We start from the raw sequence: 21,741 nt of genomic DNA, 5'->3' as shown, positions 1-21,741 counted from the left end.
CTTCGACCCGACCCCGCCGCACCTGGCGAAGGGCCCGCTCACCCCCGGTCACCCCCGCTCACCCCCGACCGCCTCGACCGCGCGCCCCCGGATCGCCCGCAGGCCGGTGCCCAGGATCCCCGGTACCGTCAGCGCCGCCGCGCCCGCCACCACCCAGCCGCACGCAGCGCCGGGTACCACCGGCAGCACCGACCCCGTCACCGCCCGGGCGAACGCCCCCGTGGCGACGGCCGCCACCGCCGCACCCAGCAGCACGCCGACCGCCGTGGTGAGGGCCGCCTCGACGGACAGCATCCGCAGCAGTTGCCGCCTCGTCGCGCCGACCAGGCGCAGTAGCGCGAACTCGCGCCACCGATCGGCCGTCAGGGCGACCAGCGTGTTGACGGTGGAGACGGCTGCGAAGCAGACCAGCATCCCCAGTTCCGCCTCGCGCAGCCAGACGTCCGTCGCCTTGGTGACGCTGGTCGTGGCGCCGGTCGTACGGACCACGTGCTCGGCGGTGCTCGTCATGATCAACATGGTGCCCGACAGCCCGACCAGGAGCGCGACCGGCACCACGGCCGAGGAGAGCCGGGCCGCGTAGCCGCGCAGGTTGGCGTCGGCGAGCCAGCCCGCCCCGGGGGCCAGCACCCGTACCGGCGCGCCGAGCACGGCGGCCACGGCCCGTGCGGCGAGTGGCCCGAGCAGCGCGAGGGCGATCAGCAGCACCAGCGAGCCGAGCATCGTCGCCTGCCCCGCCTTGTCCAGTTCGCCGGCCCCTCTGGTGGCGGCGAGCCGCAGCAGCAGCACCCCGCCCGCCAGGACGGCCAGCCCGGCCAGCACCCGCAGCACGCCCGCCCGCCGCTGGCCCGAGGTGTCCGCGGTCAGCGCGGCGGCCGGGGTGAGCCGGGTGATCCGTCGGGCGGCGAGGGCGGTGGCGGCCAGGCCGACCAGCAGCGCCACCGCCAGTGCGACCAGCATCGGCACCGGCGTTCCGGGGATCCGCAGGCCAGGTGCGGCCAGCCCGCGCCGTTGGAGCGCGGCGAGGAAGCCCCGGGCGGCGAGGGTGCCCGCCGCGCCGCCGGGCACGGCTATCAGCAGGATGGTCGCCGCGACCTGGGCCCGCACCAGCCGACGCACCTGACGGGGTGTCGCGGCGACCGTCCGCAGCAGGGCGAGGTCGCGGTGCTGCTGGCGGAGGGTGAAGCCGAGCGCATTGACCACCACGAACAGCGCGACCAGGACGGCGATCTCACCGAACGCCCCCGCGATCAGCAACAGGCCCGGCCCGGCCACCGCCCGGCGGGCCACCGCGACGGGGGCCGTGGCCTGGGCGGCGACCAGCGAGCCGAACAGCGTCACCGTCGCCACCGCCAGGAACAGCGCCACCGCCAGCCCGGCGAAGGAGGCCGGTCGGCGCCGGAGCTGGCCGGCCGCCAGGGAGAGGACGGGGCTCATCGTGCTCCCCCGCCCAGCCGGCTCAGCCGCTCGCCGACCTGTGCGGCGGTCGGCCGGTCGAGCTCGTCCACCAGCAGCCCGTCGGCCAGCAGCAGCACGCGGTCCGCGTAGCCGGCGGCCACCGGATCGTGGGTGACCATCACACACGTCCGCCCGTCCAGGTCCACACCGGAACGCAGCAGGTCGAGGACGTCGTGCCCGGTCGCCCGGTCGAGCGCGCCGGTCGGCTCGTCCGCGAACAGCACGGCCGGCCGCGCGACCAGCGCCCGGGCGATCGCCACCCGCTGCTGCTGGCCGCCGGACAGCTGCCCGGGCCGGTGCCGCTCCCGCCCGGACAGGCCGACCCTGGCGAGCGCCTCCCGCACCTGCGCCCGGTCCGGCCGCGCCCCCGCGAGCCGCCCGGGAAGTTCGACGTTCTGCGCGACGGTCATCGCGGGCATCAGGTTGAACGCCTGGAACACGAACCCCACCCTGGTGCGGCGCAGCTGCGCGAGCCGCCGCTCGGGCAGCCGGGACACCTCCGTCCCACCCCAGCGGACGATGCCCCGGGTGGGGCGGTCCATCCCCGCGAGGCAGTGCAGCAGCGTCGTCTTGCCGGAACCCGAGGGCCCCATCACCGCCGTGAACGTCCCCGGCGCGAAGGCCACGGACACCCCCCGCAGCGCCCGGACGGCGGCCGCGCCCCGCCCGTACTCCCGGTGCAGCCCGTCCCCGGTCAGGGCCGCGCCCGCCACCTCACCGCTCGCCGCCACGGCGGCTGTCGTCATCCCGTTCATGCCCTCCATCCTGGACATGAACGGCCGCACAATCGATTGGGCTGGCCCCCCAATTCGGGGTTCGGAAAACCGAACCCCGCAGGTGGTCCTACCTCCGGACCCAGGACGCGTACGTCGGGTCGAGGCCGTCCCGGTCCCCTCCCACCCCGGCACCGTCGAGGTCGAGGTCGACCGACCCGAGCCACCGTCACGGCGCCCGCCGGTGCGGTACTAGGCTGGCTCCCGTTTGACCGGGGGACGGGGGACGGATGTCTGAGGACGGGGGTCACGTGACCTTGCTGGAGAACGATCCGCGCGAGATCGGCGGGTACCGGCTGGAGGGCCGGATCGGTGCGGGCGGCATGGGCGTCGTGTACCGCGCGCGGTCACTGTCCGGGCGGCAGGTGGCACTCAAGGTGATCCGCCCCGAGCTCGCCGGGGACGAAGAGTTCCGGGCCCGGTTCCGGCACGAGGTCGAGGCCGCCCGCCGGGTGAGCGGGGCGTTCACCGCGCCCGTCGTCGACGCGGACCCCGACGCCCCGTCGCCCTGGCTGGCCACCCTGTACGTCCCGGGCCCTTCGCTGGCCGAACGGATCGCCCGGCAGGGCCCGTTGAGCCCGCCGGAGGTACGGCGGCTGGCGACGGGCCTCGCGGAGGCGCTGCGGGACATCCATCGCGCCGGGCTGGTGCACCGGGACCTCAAGCCCGGCAACGTCCTGCTTGCCGAGGACGGCCCCCGCGTGATCGACTTCGGCATCGCCCGCGCCCTGGACGGCACCCAGCTCACCAGCACCGGAGTCGCCGTCGGCACACCGCCGTTCATGGCGCCGGAGCAGTTCCGGCACGGCGACACCAGCCCGGCCACCGACGTGTTCGCGCTCGGTTCGGTACTGGCCTTCGCGGGCACCGGGCGCGGTCCGTTCGGCGCGGACTCCTCGCACGCGGTGGGCTTCCGGGTCGTCTACGAGGAGCCGGACCTCGCCGGGCTGGCGGCGGAGCTGCTCCTGATGGTCGCGGCCTGCCTCGCCAAGGAGCCGACCCGACGGCCTACCCTGGAGACGTTGCTGACGTGGTCCGTCGCGGGCGTGGAGCCTCCCCCGGCCGCGCCCGACACCCGGCCCGCGACCGTGTGGGAGCGGCCCGCCGTGCCGCCCGTTCCGCCCGTTCCGCCCGAGCCGGACGTCCGCTCGGCACCCCTCGCGCCCGCCTTCCCCCCGCCCGCCGGGCCCCCCGTCATACCGGCACCGACCGGCCCCGCCGTCCCCCGGCCACGCCGCCGGACGGCCGCGCTCGTCGTCGCGGTCGCCGTCGCGTTGGCCGCGGCCGGCGGCACGGCCGTCCTGCTGCGGCAGAAGGAGAAGGACAACGGCGGTGCCGGTGCCCTGCCCCCGGCCGCCTCGGCGCCGTCCACTCCCGGCCAGTCAGGCCACTCAGGCCAGTCCGGCCCGCCCGACTGCCCCTCGGCCCGCGCTGTCGTGGGCGGAGACGGCCCGTTGGAGACCGTCATGAGCCGTTGGACGGCCGACTACCACCAGGCGTGCCCCACCGCGAACGTGACCGCCACCGACGTGAGCGGCACCGCCGGCCAACAGTTCGTCGCCGGCCAGGTCGACGCCGTCACCCTCGACGACGCACCCCTCGGCGACGAGGCCGCCGGCCTCGGCAAGCGGTGCACGGCCGCCCGGCCCGCCCAACTCCCGCTCGCCGCCCTGCCGATCGCGGTCGTCTACAACGTCCCCGGGCTCGACTCGCTGGTGCTGGACGCCCCGACGGTGGCCCGGATCTTCAACAGCCAGATCACCAGCTGGCGGGACCCTGCGATCGCCACGCTCAACCCCGGCCGGGTGCTGCCCGACACGGCCATCACCGCGGTCCACCCGTCGGGCGTGTCGCCGATCACGCTCGGCTTCACCCGCTACCTCGCCAAGGCCGCGCCCGCCGCCTGGCCGTACCCGACGGTCGCCCACTCCTGGCCCGCTCAGGCGATGGGCGGTCTGACGGTCGGCGACCTCGGCGCCGTCCACTCGACGGTGGCCGGCAAGTCCGGCGCGATCGCCTTCCTCCCGCTCAAGGACGCCGGCGGGTTGCGGACCGCCAAACTGTCCGCCGGCTCCGGCCCGGTGGCCGCCACCACCGAGGCCGCCACCGCTGCCCTGGTCGGCGCCAAGGTCACCGGCACGGGCACCGACCTGACAGTCGACGTCGACTACGCGAACCCCGGCTCCGGCGCGTACCCGCTCGTCCAGGTCGGCTACGCGGTGTTCTGCGGCACCGACGCACCGGACAACCGCGACAACCACCCGACCCGGGCACTGACAGGCCTGCTCTCCCACGCGGTGAGCGCCGCCGGCCAGCCGGCCGCGACGCAGTCGGGCTACGCCGCGCTGCCGCCCGCCCTCGCCCGTCAGGTCACCGACGCGCTGAACGGCCTGACGGCCGGCTGACCCGGCAACGGTGGGCGGTGGGCCCGCCGGCCTCCCGCCCGGCGAGTCGGTGCCGCCGCTCACCGGCCGCGACGCCCGACGGCAGGACGCGGCTCGGGCCACCGCCGCGGTACGCCCGCGAGCCGAGCCTCACCCGCCCCGGGCCCCGCGCCGCCCATCCGACGAGGGATCATGAACGGGTGACCATCGACCTGCTGCCCGGCCACGGCGTCCGCCTGCCCGCGCCGCTGCCCGAACTGCGCTTCGGCCTCACCGAGGCGACGGTCCGCCGCCTGCTGGCCCCGCACCGCGAGGCGCTCCCGGGCGGTGTGCACCCCACCTTCGTCTGCGGCTCCAACTGGGCGCTGCACTTCACCCTGCCCGGGGTCGGCGTCACCCTCTGCTCGGGCCCGGGCGAGCACCTCCGGGCCGTCTTCCTGTCGCGCTGCCCGGTGGAGCCGGTGGAGGGTGCGGCCGCCTGCCCGGTCGGCCTCCACGGCATCGACGTCTTCGGCTGGCCGGCCCACGAGGTGGTCGAGGCGCTGCGCGCCGAAGGCCTGCCCGTCCCCGACCCCGTCCACGGCAACGTCCGGTACGACACGCTGCGCCTCAGCCGAAACAACCCCGTGCGCTGGACCCCGGCCGGCGGGCGGAAGCCGCGCCACGAACCGCCGTTCACCTTCGGCCTCGTCTCCCTCTCCTCCGCGGCCCCCGCCGCCCCGGACGAGGCGGCGCCATGACCGGGCCGCCGGGCCGTGGCACCCACCGGCCGGTTCCTCGGGGCCGGTTCCTCGGGGCCGGTTCCTCGGGGCCGGTTCGTCGGGCCGTTCCTCGGAAACCCACCACCCCTCACCCCCTCACCAGGAGTCGACATGACCACCACCCCCGCGACCACTCCCTCGACCATCGCCGTCCTCGGACCTGGCGGCGTCGGCGGCCTGATCGGCGGCCTGCTCGCGCGCGCCGGGCACCGGGTGATCTGCCTGGCCGGCGAGGAGACCGCCGCCGTCCTCAACCGGGACGGACTGCACGTCCGCAGTGGGCAGTTCGGCGATTTCACCGCCCGGGTCGAGGCCTCCACCGAACTGCGCGAGCCGGTCGACGCCGCGTTCGTGACCGTCAAGGCGACGGCGCTGGCCGACGCGCTCGACCGGATGCCGCCGCAGGCCCTCGGCTCCGCCGTCGTGGTACCGCTGCTCAACGGAATCGACCACGTCGCGGCGCTGCGCGAGCGCTACCCGGCCGGGCAGGTCGCGGCCGGCACGATCCGGGTCGAGGCCACTCGGACCGCGCCCGGGCGGATCGAGCACACCAGCCCCTTCGCGGTGCTCGAACTGGCCGGACCGGTAGCGGACTTGGCCGATCGGCTGCGGCGCGCCGGCCTCGATGTCACGCTGCGCGAGGACGAGACCGCGATGCTCTGGAGCAAGCTCTCCTTCCTCGCCCCGTTCGCGCTGCTCACCACCCGCCACCGCAGCGAGGTCGGCGTCGTGCGCACCGAGCACCGGTCCGAACTGCTCACCGTCCTCGACGAGATCGCGGCCGTCTCCGGCGCGGCGGGCGCCCCGGCGGACGCACAGGCACTGCTCACCGCCTTCGACCGGGTGCCCGGGTCGATGAAGTCCTCGATGCAGCGCGACGTGGAGGCCGGCCGTCCGATCGAACTGGACGCCATCGGCGGCGCCGTCCTGCGGGCCGCCGCCGCGCACGGGGTCGACACCCCGACCCTCGCCGGACTGGTGCGCGACCTGTCCGAACCGGCCAACCGGTAGTACCCGCAGCCGACTTCACGTCATGGGGCAGGGCCCCTGACGTGAAGTCGGTGACATCGGTGAATTCGGCGAATTCGAGCCCGGAATCTGATGTTCCATCAACTCCCGTTCCTGGCCGACAGTAAAGGTTCACCCATGATTCACCCGATCGGGCGGAACCACGAGTGGGCGATCAGGCGTTGTTGCCGGCGGGAGGGATACAGACATGACAAGGAAACCGTACCGACTGGCCGCCGCCGCACTCGCGCTGCTCGCCACCGCTCCACTACTCAGCGCATGCAAGGACGTCGACCAGGCACTCGACTGCGGCAAACAGGCCGTCAGCATCACCGGCGACATCCAGGACCTCGCCTCATCGGCCATCAACGTCGGCCAACTCACCGACCAGGAGCGCCGCAAGCACACCGCCGACGCCCTGAAGAAGGTCGGCGACGACATCAAGAAGCTCCGCGACCACAACAGCGGGGACAAGCTCGACAAGGCCACCGACAAGCTGAACAAGGCCGTCTCCAGCGCCCAGGACAACGTCTCCAAGGGCAAGATGCCCGACATCGGGGCGATCACCGACGCCGCCGGCGACGTGACCAGCGCCTGCGCCGGGTCCTGAGCCACCTACCGCACCGCCCGCTCCCGGCCCCGCACCCGCGGGGCCGGGAGCAACCCGGGCCCGCCCCGGCCTGTCGCCGCCGACCGGGCCCCGCCAGGCGGTAGGAATGGCACCGGGACCGAACCGCACCACGGAGGCACCGGTGAACCACCCGATCCTCGACCAGATCCGCGACCTGCGCGCCGAGTTGGCGCCCGGCGACGCCGCCCCGGCACTCGTCACGGCGCTCGCCGACGGCACAGCGCCCCGCTCGACCCTGGCCGAACTCGCCGCCCAGCAGCACCGGATCATCGCCTCCGACCGGCGCAGCCTGCTGCTGCTCGCCACCCGCAGCGCCGACCGTCCGGTGAGCGCCTGGTTCGCCACCCTCGCCGAGGGCGAAAGCGCCGCGCTGCGCACCCTGCCCGGCCTCGCCGCCGCCTGCGGCCTCGGCCCGGACGAACTCGCCGCCCGGCCACCGCTGCCCGGCTGCCAGGCCTACCCGGCCTACCTCGCCTGGCTCGCGCTGAACGGCGGGCCCACCGCCGCAGCCGTCGCCCTGGTCACCAACTTCGCTGCCTGGGGCGGCTACTGCTCCACCATCGCGCAGGCCCTGCGCGACCGCTACGGCTTCCCCGACCAGGCCTGCGCGTTCTTCGACTTCTTCGCCCAGCCCGCCACCGCGCTCGAACAGCAGGCCGCCGACGCCCTCGGGCCGGACCCGCTGGACGAGCCGACCCTGGCCGCGGCCCGCGAGTACGGCCGACTGCTCCAGGCGTACGAGCACCTGTTCTGGGACACCCTCGGACAGCTCGACCAGGATCCCCCGGGCCGCGGGAACGGGCCGACCGGGCACGGGAACTGACGGCTCGCCCCCCGCACCCGGTCGGCCTCGCTCAGGCCTGCCAGTGCGGCTTGCCGCTGACCATCCGGCAGTAGATCATCCCCCCGTTGGCGTCATGGGTGCTCTTGCCGAGATCGGCGTTGCGGCAGAACTGCCCGGCCGCATAGCAGTTCCCCGCGTTCGAGCGGAGCTCGCACTCCGCGCCGCCGGCCGCCGCGGTGTGCTGCGGCTCCGGGGCGGTCGGCGGCTGGGCCGTGGTGGTCTTCGGCTGCGGCGCCTTCGGGGTGGGCGACGGCGCGTGGGTGCTGGGGGCCGCCGGCGCGGGGGCGGCCGGTGTGCTCGGCGCGGGGTCGGACGCGGGCGGCGGCGTGCTGGCCGGGGGCACGGCGGGCGGTGCGGCCGGCGGGGTCGACTGGGTGGTGGCGGCCGCCGGGGCGGTCACCGGGGGCGAGGCCTTGGCTCCGCCGTCGGCGGCCGACGGGTCGCAACCGGTCAGCGCCAGACCGACGGTGAGGACGAGTCCGGCGAAGCCGGCCAGGCCGGCGCGCCGACGCCCGCGTATGCGTGAAGGCATGGGTGGAGAACGCTCCGTTCCGTTTGGATGAGGTGTGCGATTCAAGCAGAGCCCGCACACGATCTGTGCACGGATCTCCCACTCGTTGGCAGATCGAGATCTGCCGGCCACCGAGCGTCGCCGCCCTCCGGTCCGCCGTCACGCTGCGCCGAACCGCCGAGCCGCTTACCGCCCCAACAGGCGTATAGCGCCGGAGCGCAGGGAAATCCGGCGTGTTCCTGGCATTGCCGGCCCTGCTTCCAGCCCGTCTACCCGATCCTGAGCGTCTACGGCCTCACCCTGGCCACCGGCTGAGCGGCCGAGCGGCTGGTCGAGCCGTCGGCCGAGCCACAGGCCGCCGTTAGGGCAGCCCCGCCGTCCGGCGCTCGAACACCTCCGGGCGCGCGGTCTCCAGGGCGGTGGCGACCGCGCCGAGGAGGACCGCCTCCTCCCCCAGCAGGCTCGGCGCAAGCGTCGGACGCATCGGGGCGATCCGGTGCAGGGCCTGCTCCAGCGGCTCCAGGAGCAGGTCCGCGCTGTTGCCGATGCCGCCGCCGAGGACCACCAGGTCCGGATCCAGTACGGCGGACAACACGGCGACGGCGTAGGCGAGTTGGCCGGCTTCACGGTCGACGGCCCGGACCGCCGCCGGGTCGCCGGCCCGGGCCCGTTCGAATACCTGCTTGGCCGTGGGCGCGCCGCCCAGCCCGAGGTCCTGGGCGGTGCGCACCACGGCGTCCGCGGCGGCCTCCTGCTCGATGGTCGCCGGAGGCTCACCGGCGCGGGCGGGCAGCGGCACCAGGCCGATCTCGCCCAGCGCGCCGTGCGCGCCGAGCAGCAGTTCGCCGTCCTTGACCACGCCGACGCCCAGGCCGGTGCCGACCAGCAGGTAGGCGAACATCCGACTGCCCCGGCCGGCACCGAGGGTGTACTCGCCGAGCGCGGCCAGGTTGGCGTCGTTGGCCACGGTGACGGCCACCCCCAGGCCCTCCCCGATCCGGTCGAACAGGCCGGGCCGGCCCCAGCCGGGCAGGCTGGTGGCGTAGCGCACGCCGCGCCGCTGCTCGTCCCACACGCCCGGGGTGCCGATCACCGCGTGCACGATGTCGTCGGCGGCCAGGCCCGCCTCGGCGATGGCCTCGTGGGCGGCGGCGACCACGGCGTCGGCGACGGCGTTCGCCGAGCGGCCCCGGTTGGCCACGTCGCGGCGGGCGACGACCGTCCCGGCGAGGTCCGCGACGGCGACCCGCAGCCTGGCCCGCCCGATGTCCACGCCGAGCACGTGCCCGGCGGCCGGGTCGACCTCGTACAGCACCGCGGTGCGGCCGCGCTCGGGGGCCAGCCGGCCGGCCTCGCGGACCAGCCCGGCCTGCTCCAGGGCGGCCAGGGCGGCGGAGACGGTGGGCTTGGACAGGCCGGTGTCCCGGGCGAGTTGGGCGCGCGAGGAGCCGCCGCCGGTGCGCAGCAGTTCGAGCAGCAGCCACTCGTTGTTGCTGCGCAGCCGCTGCCGGTTCCACGGCACTGCCGGGGCCCCGGCCGCCGGGCGGTGGGTCGGCAGGTGGCTGCTCATCGGTTCCTCCGGTCTGGGCGGGACGGCTGGCGGGCGGGCTGCGCCGGGCGGTGCCGGCACGGCCCGCGGCGTCCGGTGTCGGGCGCCGCCGCCCAAGTATGACCGGCGATCATTCCGTTCCCACCCCGGCCGCCGGCCCTGTACCGTCCCGAGCAGCCCCGTACCGCCCTGAGCAGCCCCGAGCCGCCCCGAGCGGGACCATCGGGCCCGTCAAGCCCGTCGGACCTGTCAGCCGCGTCAGACCCCGGGTCGGATCCCTCAGGCCACCCAGCCGCCCGTCATCCGCCGCACCACCGAGCCGTCCAGGTCGGCCAGCTTGGTGCCGGCGAAGGCCCGGGCCGCCTCGGAGGTCTGCACCCGCAGCGGCGGCCGCTCGGCGGTGAGGGCCGCGACGATCGGGGCGGCCGCCTGCTCCGGGGTCTGGGCCTGGGCGAAGGCCTTCAGCGTGCGGTCGACGTAGGCCCGCAGGGCGGGGGCGTACGGGCCGGCCGCGGCGGTCAGCGCGGGCAGGTCGATGGCCTGGTTGCCGATGAACTCGCTGGCGACGGCGCCCGGTTCGACGACGGTGACGTGCACGCCGACGGTGGCGGCGACCGGCGCCAGCGACTCCATGAAGCCCTCGACGGCGAACTTGGCGGCGCAGTACGCCTCGTTGAAGGGCTGTCCGACCACGCCGCCGACGCTGGTCACGGTGACCACCCGGCCGCCGGAGGCCCGCAGGTGCGGCAGTGCGGCCCGGGTGACCTCGACCACGCCGAAGAAGTTCACCTCCATGGCGGCCCGCACCGGCGCCGTCCCGTCCTGCTCGATCGTGCCGACGTGGCCGGCGCCCGCGTTGTTGACCACCGCGTCGAGCCGGCCGTGCCGGGCGAGGACGGTCTCCAGGCAGGCGGTGACGGAGGCCGGGTCGGTGACGTCCAGCTGCTCGACCTCGATCCGCCCGTCGACGCCCGCCTCGGCGGCGGCGCGCCGCAGGGCTTCGGCCCGTCCGGTGTCGCGCATGGTGGCGACGACGCCGTACCCGGCGCGGGCGGCGGCCACGGCGGTGGCGAGGCCGATCCCGGAGGAGGTGCCGGTGATGAGGACGATCGGGGCGGCGTCGGTGTCCATGGAGGTCTCTCCTCGGGTCTCCCCGGACTTCTCCGGGGCAGAGTGTGTGCGTGTGCACGCACTCTATATTTAGGTGCACGCGCACGCAAACGCGATCGGCAGCCCGTCGGCGCCGGGCGGGCTGCCGTCACACCTTCGCCAGGGCGCCCTCCATGTCCGCCCACAGGTCCTCGGGGTGCTCGATGCCCACCGACACCCGCACCGTCCCCGGGCCGATCCCGGCGGCGGCCAACTCGGCGTCGTCGAGCTGGCGGTGGGAGGTGCTGGCCGGGTGGAGCACGAGGGTGTGCACGCCGCCGAGGGAGGGGGCGAGGGCGGCCAGGCGGACGGACTCGGTGAAGGTGCGGGCCGCCTCGCGGCCGCCGACGAGGTCGAAGGCCAGGACGCCGCCGTGGCCGTCGGGCAGGAGCCGGCGGGCGAGGTCGTGGTCGGGGTGCCCGGGCAGGCCCGGGTAGTGGACGGCGCCGACCGCGGGGTGGGCGGCGAGGCGGCCGGCCAGGTCGAGCGCGGTCTCGCAGTGCCGGCGGACCCGCAGGGCGAGGGTCTGGAGGCCGCGCAGGGTCAGCCAGGCGGCGAACGGGTCGGCGGCGGCGCCGAGTTCGACGGCGTAGTGCCAGACCTTGCGGTGCAGTTCGGCGTCCGCGAGAACGGCGACGCCGGCCAGGACGTCCGAGTGGCCGCCGAGGTACTTGGTGGCCGAGTGGATGACGACGTCCGCGCCGTACTCGATCGGCCGGCAGAGCAGCGGCGTCGCGAAGGTGTTGTCCACCACGCTGACCACCCCGGCCCGCTTGGCGACGCCGATCAGCCCGGGCAGGTCGGTGACCCTGGTGGTGGGGTTGGAGATGGTCTCCAGGTGCAGCAGCCGGGTGGTGGGCCGCAGCGCCGCCTCGACCTCGGCCGGGTCGTCGCCCCCGACGTGGGTGACCTCCACCCCCCAGCGCTCGGCGAGGTCGGCGAGCACGGCGAAGGTGCCGCCGTACAGGCTTCGCTGGGCGATCACGTGGTCGCCGGAGCGCAGCAGGGCGAGCAGGACGGTGTTGATCGCGCCCATGCCGGAGGCGGTGGCGATCGCGCCGGCGCCGCCTTCGAGGTCGGCCACCGCCGTCTCCAGCGAGCGGACGGTCGGATTGCCGTAGCGGTTGTAGAAGAAGGCCCCGCCCGGGCCGCTGAAGGCCTGGGTGAGCGCGTCGCTGGTGTCGAAGGCGAAGAGGTGGCTCTGGTGCAGCGGCACGCCCATCGGACGGCTGCCGGCGGTGTCCGCGAGGGGCGGGTGGACGATCCGGCTCTCGGGGCGCAGCGCGCCGGGGGTCCGGTGTCCGTCGGGGGTCCGTTGGCCCTCGGGGGCCTGCTGTCCGTCGGGGGTCTGCTGTCCGCCAGAGGCCTGGTGGCCGTCGGGGGTCTGGTGGCCGAGGTAGTCGCTCATGCCGCCCATCGTCGGGCCGGTCGCATGCCGCGCCCAGGGCCAATCGCGCCCGGGTGGCCCGCCCCGGTGCCGCAGCGGCGCCGGGGCGGGCCACCGCGGCTCACTTGCGGCGGCCGAAGATCCGCTTCGCGGCGTAGACGATGCCGACGATCAGCAGCACGAAGAACAGGATGATCAGGATGACCACGACGATCAGGAACTTGCCGAGCTTGGCGAAGAAGCCCGACTTCTTCTTCTCGTCCTTGGCCGCGAGGTGGGCGGCCGGCGCGGTCTGACCGCTCCGGGTGCTGACGGAGACGGCCGGGCCCGCCGCCGGGGCGGCCGGGCCGGAGCCGGTGACGGAAACGGTGGTGGCGGCGGCCGCGACGGGCCGGGGTGCGGCCGTCGCCGTCGCGCTCGACGCCGCGGCGGTGAGGCCGACGGCGGCCAGCAGTGCCACCAGGGCGCCGGCTATCGAACGTGCGATCCGGTGAGTCATCGTGCTCCTCGTACGGGTTCTGAGCAGCACAGAGGAGCCTGGCCGACCGGATCCGCTGGTCTGACCAGGTGGTTTTCTCATCTGCGCCTAGTATGCTCCACTGAGTTTCTACAGCGGTGTAAAAGTTTAGCGACGGGCCTGCCCGAATCGGCTCCGGCCCCGGCCACGCACGCCCGCCGGTCCGACGGGGGTTTCGTGGCAACTGTGGAGGATGACGACGTGTCTGGTCGCAGGGGTTCCCCCGGAGCCGGAAAATCGCCGCGCCGGGCAGCCGGCGGCTCGCCGGAGGGCCGCATACCCGACGGCGACATACCCGACGGCCGCACAGCCGAGGAGCGCACCGCGCAGGGCCGCCCGGCGGACGGCGGCCAGGCCGGCCGGCCGGATCAGGCAGGCCGGGCCGGTCAGGCCAGCCGTACAAGCCGGGCGAAGCCCAAGGCCAAGCGCAGCACCAAGGAGAAGGTGCTCTGGGCGACGGCCGGCTGCACCGCCCTCCTGGTCCTCGGCGGCTGCGCCGTCTACTACCGCCTGAACAGCAACCTCACCACCTTCGACGGCGACGCCCTCAGCAAGGACCGCCCGGCCGCCGCGGCGCCGGACGCCCAGGGCCGCAGCCCGGTCAACGTCCTGCTGATCGGCTCGGACAGCCGCGGCAACGGCAACAGCGACCTCGGCGGCGGCGGGGACGGCGGCGCCCGCTCGGACACCGCGATCCTGCTGCACGTCTACGCCGACCACAAGCACGCCGTCGGCATCTCCATCCCCCGCGACTCCCTGGTCACCATCCCGGCGTGCAAGCTCCCGAACGGCAAGTGGACCAAGGAACAGACCAATGTGATGTTCAACAGCGCCTTCTCGGTGGGCGACACCGACCAGGGCAACCCGGCCTGCACCCAGAACGCCGTCGAGAAGCTCACCAACCTGCGGGTCGACCACACCATCGTGGTGGACTTCAACGGCTTCGCCTCGATGACCAAGGCGGTCGGCGGCGTCGAGGTCTGTCTGCCGAACGACATCCACGAGGGCGATCTCAACCCGAACCTGGGCAAGAAGGGCAAGCTGGTCTTCCCCAAGGGCAAACAGAAGGTGGAGGGCCAGTCCGCGCTCGACTTCGTCCGGGTGCGGCACGGCATCGGCGACGGCTCCGACATCGGCCGCACCAAGCGTCAGCAGGCCTTCCTCTCCTCGCTCATCAAGGAGGTCAAGTCCCGCGGCATGGACCCGACCACCCTGCTGCCGCTCGCCGACGCCGCGACCAAGTCGCTCACCGTCGACCCCGACCTCGGCTCGGCGGCCAAGCTGCTCTCCTTCGCCATGTCGCTCAAGGACGTCAACCTGCACGACGTCAAGTTCGTGACGGCGCCGTGGCGCTACGAGGGCCCGCGGGTCGCCCTGCTCCACCCCGACTCGGACCAGCTCTGGGCCGCGCTCAAGGCCGACCGCACCCTGGACGGCCAGGACGCGAGCGCCACCGCCGCGGACTCCGCCGCGCCGGGCACCCCCGCCGCCGAGGCCACCCCCAGCCCCACCGCCACCACCCCCGTCCCGGACGCCAAGAGCGGCGAGGCCAAGCCCGCCGACGTGAAGGTCGCCGTGCTCAACGGCACCGGCGCGACCGGGCTCGGCGGCAAGGCCGCGGAGGCCGTCAAGGGTGCCGGCTACACCGTGACCAGCGTCGGCAACGCGACCGGCAAGCCGCGCGCCACCACGGTCGTCGAGTACGGCGCGGGCGAGCGCGCCGCGGCCGACGCGGTCGCGAAGCTGTTCCCGGGCGCCACCGTCCAGGCCGGCGGCAAGGGCGTCAGCGTGGTGCTCGGCCACGACTTCGCCGCCGCCAATCCGGCCGGCGCCGCCGACCCGGCCGCCTCCACGTCGCCCGGCGGGGCCCCGGCTGCTCCGGCCCCGGTGCCCAGCAGCGTCGCCAACGCCGCCCGGTCGGCCGACGACGACCCGTGCGCCAACGTGTCGTACGGCTGACCCGGACGGGACGTACGACGACGGCGGGGCGCCTGCGGATCCTGATCCGCAGGCGCCCCGCCGTCGCGAGGTGCGTGGGGTGCGCAGTGTGCGCGGGGTCTGCGGGGTCAGCGCCTGGTGCCGCAGCCCGGGCAGAACGCCGCGCCCTCCGGGATGTCCTGGTGGCACTGGCCGCACTGGGTCGGCTGGGCGAGCCGGTGTCCGCAGCCCGGGCAGAACGGCGTGCCGTGCGTCTCCGCCGAGCACTGCGGGCAGACGAGCTGGCGCGGCGTCCGCACGTCGAACTCGGCGCCGGACTGCTGGCCCTGCTGGTAGGAGCGGTCGGACACCATGTCGTTGAGGCCGCGCCGCTGCGCCGCCATCGCCTCGGCCGCGGTGTCCGGGGCGCAGGTGTGGCACAGGCCCTGGCCCGGGTCGAAGCAGCGGCCGCAGACGTAGTGGGTGCAGCGGGCGCAGCGGTTGAAGTGCACCTGGGCGTTGGTGATCGCGCGCTGGAAGGCGGCGTCGCGCGCGTTGCCCCAGGTGTGGCCGGCCAGGCCGTCGGCGGCGTTGCTGATGGTGTTGGCGTTGCCGCCGATGAGGTTCCAGGCGGCGCTGACGCCCTTGCCGATCCAGCCCGCCACCTGGCCGGTGGTGAACGCCTCGAACGACGAGCGCCAGGTGTCGGAGCAGCGGTAGCAGGAGAACTCGAACTGGAAGCCCGCGCCGGTGCCGTGCTGCTCGCACAGGTCGCGGTAGTTGCTGCTGAAGTAGATCTCGGAACTCACGTCGTCCCCGGTCGATGAAGTGGCATGTCGGCGGCCCCGGGCCCCCCAAGGTGCCGGCACGGATGGGGCGGGTCACGGGGGCGCTGCACAGAATCGCACATGCCGTCATATTTTGTGAATCTCTTATGGACAACGCCTCTATGGACAACGCCTCGTGATCGCCGCACCGAGGGACGTCCGAACCCACCGGACCGGTTCCGATCAGGCTGGTACCGGTTCCGATCGGAACCGGCCGACGCCTCCTCAGAGCCCGGCGACCGGCAGCAGCAGGACCCGCGCCGGGTCGAACCGCTCCCAGCCGGCCGGCCGGCCACTGCGGCTCACCCGCAACCGGCACCACCGCTGCCCGGCCGAGTCCTGCCACCAGCCGCTGATCCGCCCGGACGCCCAGGTGCCGCCGCCGAGGTCCACCTCGACCGGCTGGTACACCCACTGGACGTCCGGGTCCGCCGGCTCCCCGACGGCCACAGGACTGCGCCGACTCTCCACCACGGTTCCGCCTCCCGACCCGGCCCCGACGCGCGGCCTCCCCGGTCGGGCGGCCACGCGACCAGGCGTGCAGCTCACCCCGGAAACTCTACAGGCGTGTAGAGAATCGCGGGAGGAGTTCCGCCGAAGCCCTCACCCGGCTCAGCGGCGACCCCGGCGCGCGCCACGGCGGCGGCGCCACAGGGCGAACGGCACGACGGCGGCCAGCCCGAGCGCGTCCGGCGCCGACGGCGCCTCCACCGGCGCGGCCGCGCCTGCCGGCACCTTGCCGAAGGTGTCCGGGACGGGCAGGGTGGACCAGTCCGTGAGCGGCCACGCGACGACGAAGGCCCGGCCGATCACGTTCCCCACCGGCACGAAGCCGTCACCGGTCTCGTTGTGGTGCGGGCGCGAGTCCCGCGAGTTGTTGCGGTGGTCGCCCATCACCCAGAGCTTGCCCTTGGGGACGGTGACGGTGCCCACCGGGTCCTGGTCGCAGGGCGCCGAACCGGGGAACAGGTACGGCTCGTCCAGCGCGACGCCGTTCACCTTCAGCGGGCTGCCCGCCTTGCACTCGACGGTGTCCCCGCCGACCGCGATCACCCGCTTGATCAGGTCCTTCTCGTCCGCCGAGGGCATCAGGCCGACGGTGCTCAGCACCTTCTGGACCGAGCTCATCACCGAGCCGTCCGCGTGCGTCGGCGCGCTCTCCAGCCAGCCGCCCGGATCACGGAAGACCACCACCTCGCCGCGCTCGGGCTCGGCGCCGAACCACGGCGTCAACTTGTCGACCAGCACCCGGTCGCCGATCGCCAGGGTCTGCTCCATCGAACCCGAGGGGATCGAGAAGGCCTGGACGAAGAAGGTCTTGATGCCGAGCGAGAGCAGCAGGGCGATCACCAGCAGAATCGGAAGCTCCTGCCAGAACGGGCGCTTCTTCCGCCCGCTCTTGGCGTCCGGCTCCGCGCCGCCGGCGCCGTCGGCCCCACCGGTCGGACCGCTGCCGCCGCTCCCGTCGCCGCCGGAACCACCGCCGGCCCGGCCGGCGCCGCCACCGGAGGCCTCGAAGGCCCCCGCCGCGCCCGGGACTTCGGGCGCACCCACCGCGCCGCGCTCCCCGGTTCCACCGCTCTCGCCGGACTCCGTACTCTGCTGGACACTCATCTTCTCGGCCCCTCCCGACGGCCTGGCGGGAGACCGGAACGGAAAACCCCCGCTGTCAGGGAACGAACCTACCGAACGGAGGTTCCCGGGCGCGCCCTGACATGGATCCGCTCACCCTGAGGACCGAACAGACTGAGGAACTCCACCGGCTGCGGCCCGGCGTTGCCGAAGGCGTGCGGGGTCCGGGTGTCGAACTCGGCGGCCTCACCGGCCGTCAGCACCAGGTCGTGCGAACCGAGCACCAGCCGCAGCCGGCCGGACAGCACGTACAGCCACTCGTGGCCCTCGTGCACCTTCAGCTCCAGCTCGGGCTCGGTGCCCCGGCCGGGCGGCATGATCTGCTTGAAGGCGTGCAGACCGCCGAGGTGGCGGGTGAGCGGGATGATGGTCTGGCCGTTCCTGGTCACCGGGCGGGGATGGACCCGGGGGTCTCCGGTGGCCGGGGCGCCGACCAGTTCGTCCAGCGGCACCCGGTACTCCCGGGCCAGCGGCAGCAGCAGTTCCAGGGTCGGCTTGCGCTGCCCGGACTCCAGCCGGGACAGCGTGCTGAGCGAGATCCCGGTGGCGGCGGCCAGTTTGGCGAGGGTGGTGCCGCGCTCGCGTCGCAGGGCTCGCAGCCGGGGGCCCACCGTGGTGAGGACGTTCTCGAAGTCTTCGTCGGCCATGCCTGCCATTCGCCGGGACGGCAAGGGCGTTTGTCAAACCGGCACACCGGTGCACGGGCGCGCGGGCCCGTCCGCGCGCCCTATGCTGTCCGGCCATGCGCATCCACCTCACCCGGGACAGCGTCGCGGCCGGCGACGACGCCGGCGCCCCGCACCCCGCGGCGCTCACCCTCCCCGACGACCTCGACCTGCCGCAGGCGCTCGCCGCCCTCGGACTCCCCCGGCCGTACCTGCCCCTGATCGGCGGCGGCCGCGCCAGCTGGATCCTGCACACCGGCGACGGCGCGCCGCTCGCCGTACTCGCCCAGCAGTGGCCGTGCGCCCGGCCGCTCCCGGGCGCCCGGGGCCCGCTCGCCCGCCTGGCCGGCCCGGACGGCGACGTCCGGCTGCACGCCGAGTACCGGCGCCAGCTGGACCCGGACGCCGAGTACGACCGGCTCGCCGCCGACTGAGGCCGGGGCGCCGGAGCCCGGGCGCACCGGAGCCCGCCGGGGGTTTCGCCGACGCCCGTCCGCGGCGTAACCGGCTGCCGGGGGCGGGGCCCGGTGGCGACGCATACCGCCACCGGGCCCCACCGCGGGTCGGCGCCGGCGGCTACCGGTACTCGCGCAGGCGCGGTCGGACGCCCAGCGCGGTGAGCGCGAGCGCCGCCGCCAGCGCGCCCGCGGCCAGGGCCGCCGTGCCGGCGTCGAGGTCGCCGTCGGTCGCGGCGACCGCCGAGTCCATCGCCTTGGCGTTGACCGCGATGGTGTCCCCGATGGCCGTGCTCAGCTGGTCGAAGTCGTAGTTGGACTGCCCCTGGGAGAGGCCGGTGTTGAGCGTCACCGCCTCCTTGAGCCGGCCCTCGTCGCGCAGCGCGCGGATCTTCCGGTCGTCCTGCTGGTACTGCTGGAAGGCGGCGAGCACCCGCTCGGCGGCGTCCTGCTCGCCGGGGAAGGTGATGTTGTGCAGTTCGGTGCCGAGGTAGCCGCCGAAGGGGACGGCCGTGTGGTCGGCGCGGTGCCGGGCCGCGGCGGCCGCCAGCTGGGCGTTGTAGTCGGCGAGGGTGGCGCCGTCCAGGCGGGCGATCGCCTGGGTCTTGTCGAGGAAGCTCTGCTCGTAGGCGGCCGCGCGGGACGGGTCGGTGAGGTAGCGGCTCTCGTCGGCGTTCAGGTCGAAGGCGACGGCACGGGCGCGGCTGAGCGCGATCACCGAGTCGTAGGCGTTGCTCTTGGCGGTCACCAGGTGGTCGTCGGCGCGGCTGACCAGGTGCAGGCCGATCGCCAGCACGACGGCGGTGAGCAGCGTGACTGCGGCCAGCGCCGGGTTGACGACGCGGTGGTAGCGCACCGCCAGGACGCGCTGGAGCCCGAGCAGCGCGGCGAGCGCGAGCAGGCCGACCGCGAGCAGCCACCACCAGCCGCTGCCGAGGGCGTCGCGGCGCTCGGTGTAGACCTGCTCGACGGTGGCCTCGTTGGCGGCGGTGACCTGGTCGGCGGCGGGCAGCAGTTGCTGGCGCAGCAGGTCGGTGGCCTGGCGGTAGGCGTCCAGGGCGGCGGGCGAGGGCTGGCCGGCCGGGGCCTTGGCCTGCTCCTCCAGCAGCTGGGCGCGGGCCACCAGGGCCTCGTAGCTGCCGAGCCGGCCGAGCACCTGCTGGACGGCGCGCTGGCCGGCCGGGTCGGCGGCCGCGGCCTGGGCGGCCTGTTGGAGGTCGCCGTCGGCCTGCGCGCGGCGCTGCTCGTAGGTGTCGAGGGTCTGCTTGCGCAGCGTCGTGTAGTCGGGGTCGGCGCCGACCAGCAGCAGGTTGGCGGCCTGGGCGTCCATGTCGCTGAGCGCGAAGTAGAGGTCGGCGGCGCGGGTGGCCTGCGGGGCGGCCCGGTGGCCGATGGTGTCGGTGCCGTCGCGGGCCCCGCCGAGGACGGTGGTGGCGGCCGCGCCGAGGCCGATCAGGGCGGCCAGGCTGAGCGCGGTGAGGCCGCGGACCAGGCGCGGGGTGGTCCAGTAGGCGCGGCCGCCGACCGTCCGCGCGCCGTGCCGGAGCCGGGCCAGGGGGCTCGGGCGGGGGGTCGGGGCGGCCGTGGCCGGGGCTGGGGCCGTGGCCGGGGCTGGGGCTGGGGCCGGTTCACCCGCCGGATCGGGTTCCGTCCCCGGGGCCGTCTCCCCCGTGGTGGCCGTCGTGCCCGCTGCCGAGGTGGTCATGGCCGCACGTTCCTCTCCCCCGTTGCACGGTCCGCCGGGGTTTCCTGCTGAAACCGGAGCAGAACCGTTTCTCTCCGCCGGGCGACGCTAGTGCCGCGCCACCTGCGGGAAGCCGCCCCCTGACGGCTCCTTGACGCCGCCGGGCGCCGTTCTTGACGCATCCTTAGCGACCGTCCCCGGCGCCCGGCGGTGCCCGCCGGTTCGCGGCGGTGGTGAGTGGTGATGGGTGGTGGTGATGGGTGGTGGTGATCGGTGGTGGCCTGCGGTGGTGGGCGGGTCAGCCCTGCCCGGCCCGGCGGCCGCGGTTCGCCGTGCTCTTCCGCCGGGCCCTCTTCTTGCGGGCGCGCTTGGACATCGTGTGCTCTCCGATTCCGGGAAAGGGCTTCAAGCGGCCTGGCCGACCAACTGGTCCGCCAGCTTGACCAGGCGCTTCAGCGAGCGCTCCTCCTGGGCGGCCTGCGCCACCGGCGCCACCGAACCGCCGTCGTAGTAGGCGCCGTTGGCGACCGCGACGTCCGGCAGGCAGAGCCGGACGACGGCCGCCGCACCCTCCGCCGCCGGCGCGCCGGCCCGCCCGTACAGCGGCAGCAGCGCCGTGTCGCACAGGCCCGGGTTGAGGCTGACGGCGGTGATGCCGGAGCCGGCCGGGGCCATGTCGGCGGTCGCCATGGTGAGCGCGAGCTGCGACTGCGCGTACGCGGCCACCCGTGAGTACCTCTTCACCCGGTGCGGGTCCGACCAGTTCATCGACGCCGTCCGGTGCAGCGAGGACGAGACGTTGACGATCCGGGCGTCGCCGGACGCCGAGAGCGGCGCCCGCAGCAGCCTGGCCAGCAGGTGCGCGGCCAGGAAGTTGACCTGCAGCGAGACCTCGTTGCCGTCGTCGGTCAGCGTGCAGCGCTCGGGCGCCAGCGCGGCGGCGTTGTTGACCAGCCGGTCCAGCGCCGGGTAGTGCTTGACGACCGTGCCGGCCAGCACCGCGACCTCCGAGAGGCGGGTGAAGTCGGCGGCCAGCTCGACGAGTTGGTCCCGGCGGGCGCCGGCGTCGACCAGCCTGGCGACGGCCGCCTCGGCCTCCGGGGTGGTCCGGGCGTGCACCAGCACGGTGGCACCCAGCCCGGCGAGCAGCCGGGCGGTCTCCCAGCCGATGCCGGAGGAGGCGCCGGTGACGAGGGCGGTACGAGCGGACAGGACGGATTCGGACATGACCGTTCCCAGGGTGCGGGGCACCGCCGGCCCTGTCCGGGCCGGGGTGCGGGCTCAAAAGACCTGATGAGATGCGGAACTCGCGCGCCCGCCCGCACCCCGCGCCGATCGGGCGACGGGGCGGGGCGCGGCACGTGCCGTGCCCTCCGGCGGGGAGGCGCGGATCAGCGCACGGCGATGGCGGCCGCGGCGACGCGGACCGGCGGCCGCGGATGCGGCGGGCGGTCGTGGTGGCGTGCCGGGCGGTTCATGCTCCTCATCCAACCGGCGGGCGCGGACCGGGGCAAGCGCCGCGCCGCCGCCCTGACGAATCCCTGACGCCGGGCGAACGGCCGTACGGTCGGCGCCGGTTGCGGCAGCCG

20 protein-coding genes are annotated in these 21,741 nt (G+C 75.0%); 7 read left to right on the top strand and 13 right to left on the bottom strand.

The annotated features are described in order from the left end of the window. Positions 1 to 48: 48 nt before the first annotated feature. The gene (locus A6F73_RS30655) at positions 49 to 1,437 is read right to left on the bottom strand and encodes an FtsX-like permease family protein (protein ID WP_063350739.1); all 1,389 of its coding nucleotides are present in this window, start codon (positions 1,435 to 1,437) and stop codon (positions 49 to 51) included. Continuing rightward, positions 1,434 to 2,204 carry an ABC transporter ATP-binding protein gene (locus tag A6F73_RS30650; RefSeq protein ID WP_063351693.1) on the bottom strand — a complete coding sequence of 257 codons (771 nt, stop codon included), beginning with the start codon at positions 2,202 to 2,204 and terminating at the stop codon, positions 1,434 to 1,436. The genes A6F73_RS30655 and A6F73_RS30650 overlap by 4 nt, the downstream gene beginning before the upstream one ends. Positions 2,205 to 2,482: 278 nt before the next feature. Here A6F73_RS30650 and A6F73_RS30645 point away from each other — a divergent pair, with 278 nt between their 5' ends. From A6F73_RS30645 to A6F73_RS30625, 5 genes are all read left to right on the top strand, one after another. After that, positions 2,483 to 4,636, top strand: a complete 2,154-nt coding sequence (locus tag A6F73_RS30645; RefSeq protein WP_063350738.1) for a serine/threonine-protein kinase — start codon at positions 2,483 to 2,485, stop codon at positions 4,634 to 4,636. 179 nt (positions 4,637 to 4,815) lie between these two features. Then, on the top strand, positions 4,816 to 5,355 hold the full coding sequence (locus A6F73_RS30640; RefSeq protein WP_063350737.1) for a hypothetical protein: 540 nt from the start codon (positions 4,816 to 4,818) through the stop codon (positions 5,353 to 5,355). A 132-nt stretch (positions 5,356 to 5,487) separates the two neighbouring features. Further along, on the top strand, positions 5,488 to 6,387 hold the full coding sequence (locus tag A6F73_RS30635; RefSeq protein WP_063350736.1) for a 2-dehydropantoate 2-reductase: 900 nt from the start codon (positions 5,488 to 5,490) through the stop codon (positions 6,385 to 6,387). Between the two features lie 205 nt (positions 6,388 to 6,592). After that, positions 6,593 to 6,994: a hypothetical protein gene (locus A6F73_RS30630; RefSeq protein ID WP_063350735.1), complete on the top strand. Its 402-nt coding sequence runs from the start codon at positions 6,593 to 6,595 to the stop codon at positions 6,992 to 6,994. A 142-nt stretch (positions 6,995 to 7,136) separates the two neighbouring features. Next, positions 7,137 to 7,838 carry a transcriptional regulator gene (locus A6F73_RS30625; RefSeq protein WP_244293561.1) on the top strand — a complete coding sequence of 234 codons (702 nt, stop codon included), beginning with the start codon at positions 7,137 to 7,139 and terminating at the stop codon, positions 7,836 to 7,838. A gap of 31 nt (positions 7,839 to 7,869) precedes the next feature. On the opposite strand, the gene A6F73_RS30620 is transcribed toward A6F73_RS30625, so the two are convergent. The 5 genes from A6F73_RS30620 to A6F73_RS42280 all read right to left on the bottom strand — a co-directional run bounded on the left by A6F73_RS30620 (position 7,870) and on the right by A6F73_RS42280 (position 12,954). Then, entirely contained in the window at positions 7,870 to 8,391 is a 522-nt protein-coding gene (locus A6F73_RS30620; protein WP_063350734.1) for a hypothetical protein, read from the bottom strand. Positions 8,392 to 8,731: 340 nt separating this feature from the next. Next, complete coding sequence (locus A6F73_RS30615) at positions 8,732 to 9,940, bottom strand: ROK family transcriptional regulator (RefSeq protein ID WP_063350733.1); 1,209 nt, start codon at positions 9,938 to 9,940, stop codon at positions 8,732 to 8,734. Between the two features lie 258 nt (positions 9,941 to 10,198). Further along, a complete protein-coding gene (locus tag A6F73_RS30610) occupies positions 10,199 to 11,050 on the bottom strand; it encodes an SDR family NAD(P)-dependent oxidoreductase (protein WP_063350732.1) in 852 nt (283 codons plus the stop codon). Positions 11,051 to 11,177: 127 nt separating this feature from the next. Beyond that, positions 11,178 to 12,476, bottom strand: coding sequence for an aminotransferase class I/II-fold pyridoxal phosphate-dependent enzyme (locus tag A6F73_RS30605; protein ID WP_079136156.1), 1,299 nt, complete (start codon positions 12,474 to 12,476; stop codon positions 11,178 to 11,180). A gap of 100 nt (positions 12,477 to 12,576) precedes the next feature. Continuing rightward, positions 12,577 to 12,954 (bottom strand): hypothetical protein, encoded by a 378-nt coding sequence (locus tag A6F73_RS42280; protein WP_063350731.1) that lies wholly within the window; start codon positions 12,952 to 12,954, stop codon positions 12,577 to 12,579. A 462-nt stretch (positions 12,955 to 13,416) separates the two neighbouring features. On the opposite strand from A6F73_RS42280, the gene A6F73_RS42275 reads away from it, so the two are divergent. Further along, a complete protein-coding gene (locus tag A6F73_RS42275; RefSeq protein WP_063350730.1) occupies positions 13,417 to 14,931 on the top strand; it encodes an LCP family protein in 1,515 nt (504 codons plus the stop codon). Between the two features lie 107 nt (positions 14,932 to 15,038). On the opposite strand, the gene A6F73_RS30590 is transcribed toward A6F73_RS42275, so the two are convergent. The 4 genes from A6F73_RS30590 to A6F73_RS30575 all read right to left on the bottom strand — a co-directional run bounded on the left by A6F73_RS30590 (position 15,039) and on the right by A6F73_RS30575 (position 17,995). Then, positions 15,039 to 15,698, bottom strand: a complete 660-nt coding sequence (locus A6F73_RS30590) for a zinc ribbon domain-containing protein (RefSeq protein WP_063350729.1) — start codon at positions 15,696 to 15,698, stop codon at positions 15,039 to 15,041. Positions 15,699 to 15,941: 243 nt separating this feature from the next. Further along, positions 15,942 to 16,190, bottom strand: coding sequence for a hypothetical protein (locus A6F73_RS41725; RefSeq protein ID WP_159398582.1), 249 nt, complete (start codon positions 16,188 to 16,190; stop codon positions 15,942 to 15,944). A 138-nt stretch (positions 16,191 to 16,328) separates the two neighbouring features. After that, entirely contained in the window at positions 16,329 to 17,330 is a 1,002-nt protein-coding gene (lepB, locus tag A6F73_RS30580) for a signal peptidase I (protein ID WP_079136155.1), read from the bottom strand. Between the two features lie 68 nt (positions 17,331 to 17,398). After that, positions 17,399 to 17,995, bottom strand: a complete 597-nt coding sequence (locus tag A6F73_RS30575; protein WP_063350727.1) for a helix-turn-helix transcriptional regulator — start codon at positions 17,993 to 17,995, stop codon at positions 17,399 to 17,401. Between the two features lie 95 nt (positions 17,996 to 18,090). On the opposite strand from A6F73_RS30575, the gene A6F73_RS30570 reads away from it, so the two are divergent. Next, entirely contained in the window at positions 18,091 to 18,447 is a 357-nt protein-coding gene (locus tag A6F73_RS30570) for a hypothetical protein (protein WP_063350726.1), read from the top strand. A 142-nt stretch (positions 18,448 to 18,589) separates the two neighbouring features. On the opposite strand, the gene A6F73_RS30565 is transcribed toward A6F73_RS30570, so the two are convergent. Together A6F73_RS30565 and A6F73_RS30560 are read right to left on the bottom strand one after the other, a co-directional pair. After that, the gene (locus A6F73_RS30565) at positions 18,590 to 20,173 is read right to left on the bottom strand and encodes a hypothetical protein (protein ID WP_063350725.1); all 1,584 of its coding nucleotides are present in this window, start codon (positions 20,171 to 20,173) and stop codon (positions 18,590 to 18,592) included. A gap of 384 nt (positions 20,174 to 20,557) precedes the next feature. Beyond that, positions 20,558 to 21,379, bottom strand: coding sequence for an SDR family NAD(P)-dependent oxidoreductase (locus A6F73_RS30560; RefSeq protein ID WP_063350724.1), 822 nt, complete (start codon positions 21,377 to 21,379; stop codon positions 20,558 to 20,560). Between the last annotated feature and the right edge of the window lie 362 nt (positions 21,380 to 21,741).

This window comes from Streptomyces sp. MJM8645, from assembly GCF_001625365.1.
GTDB lineage: Bacteria > Actinomycetota > Actinomycetes > Streptomycetales > Streptomycetaceae > Kitasatospora.
The sequence above is the reverse complement of the archived record's forward strand: the minus strand, read 5'-3'. Positions and strand labels throughout refer to the sequence as shown.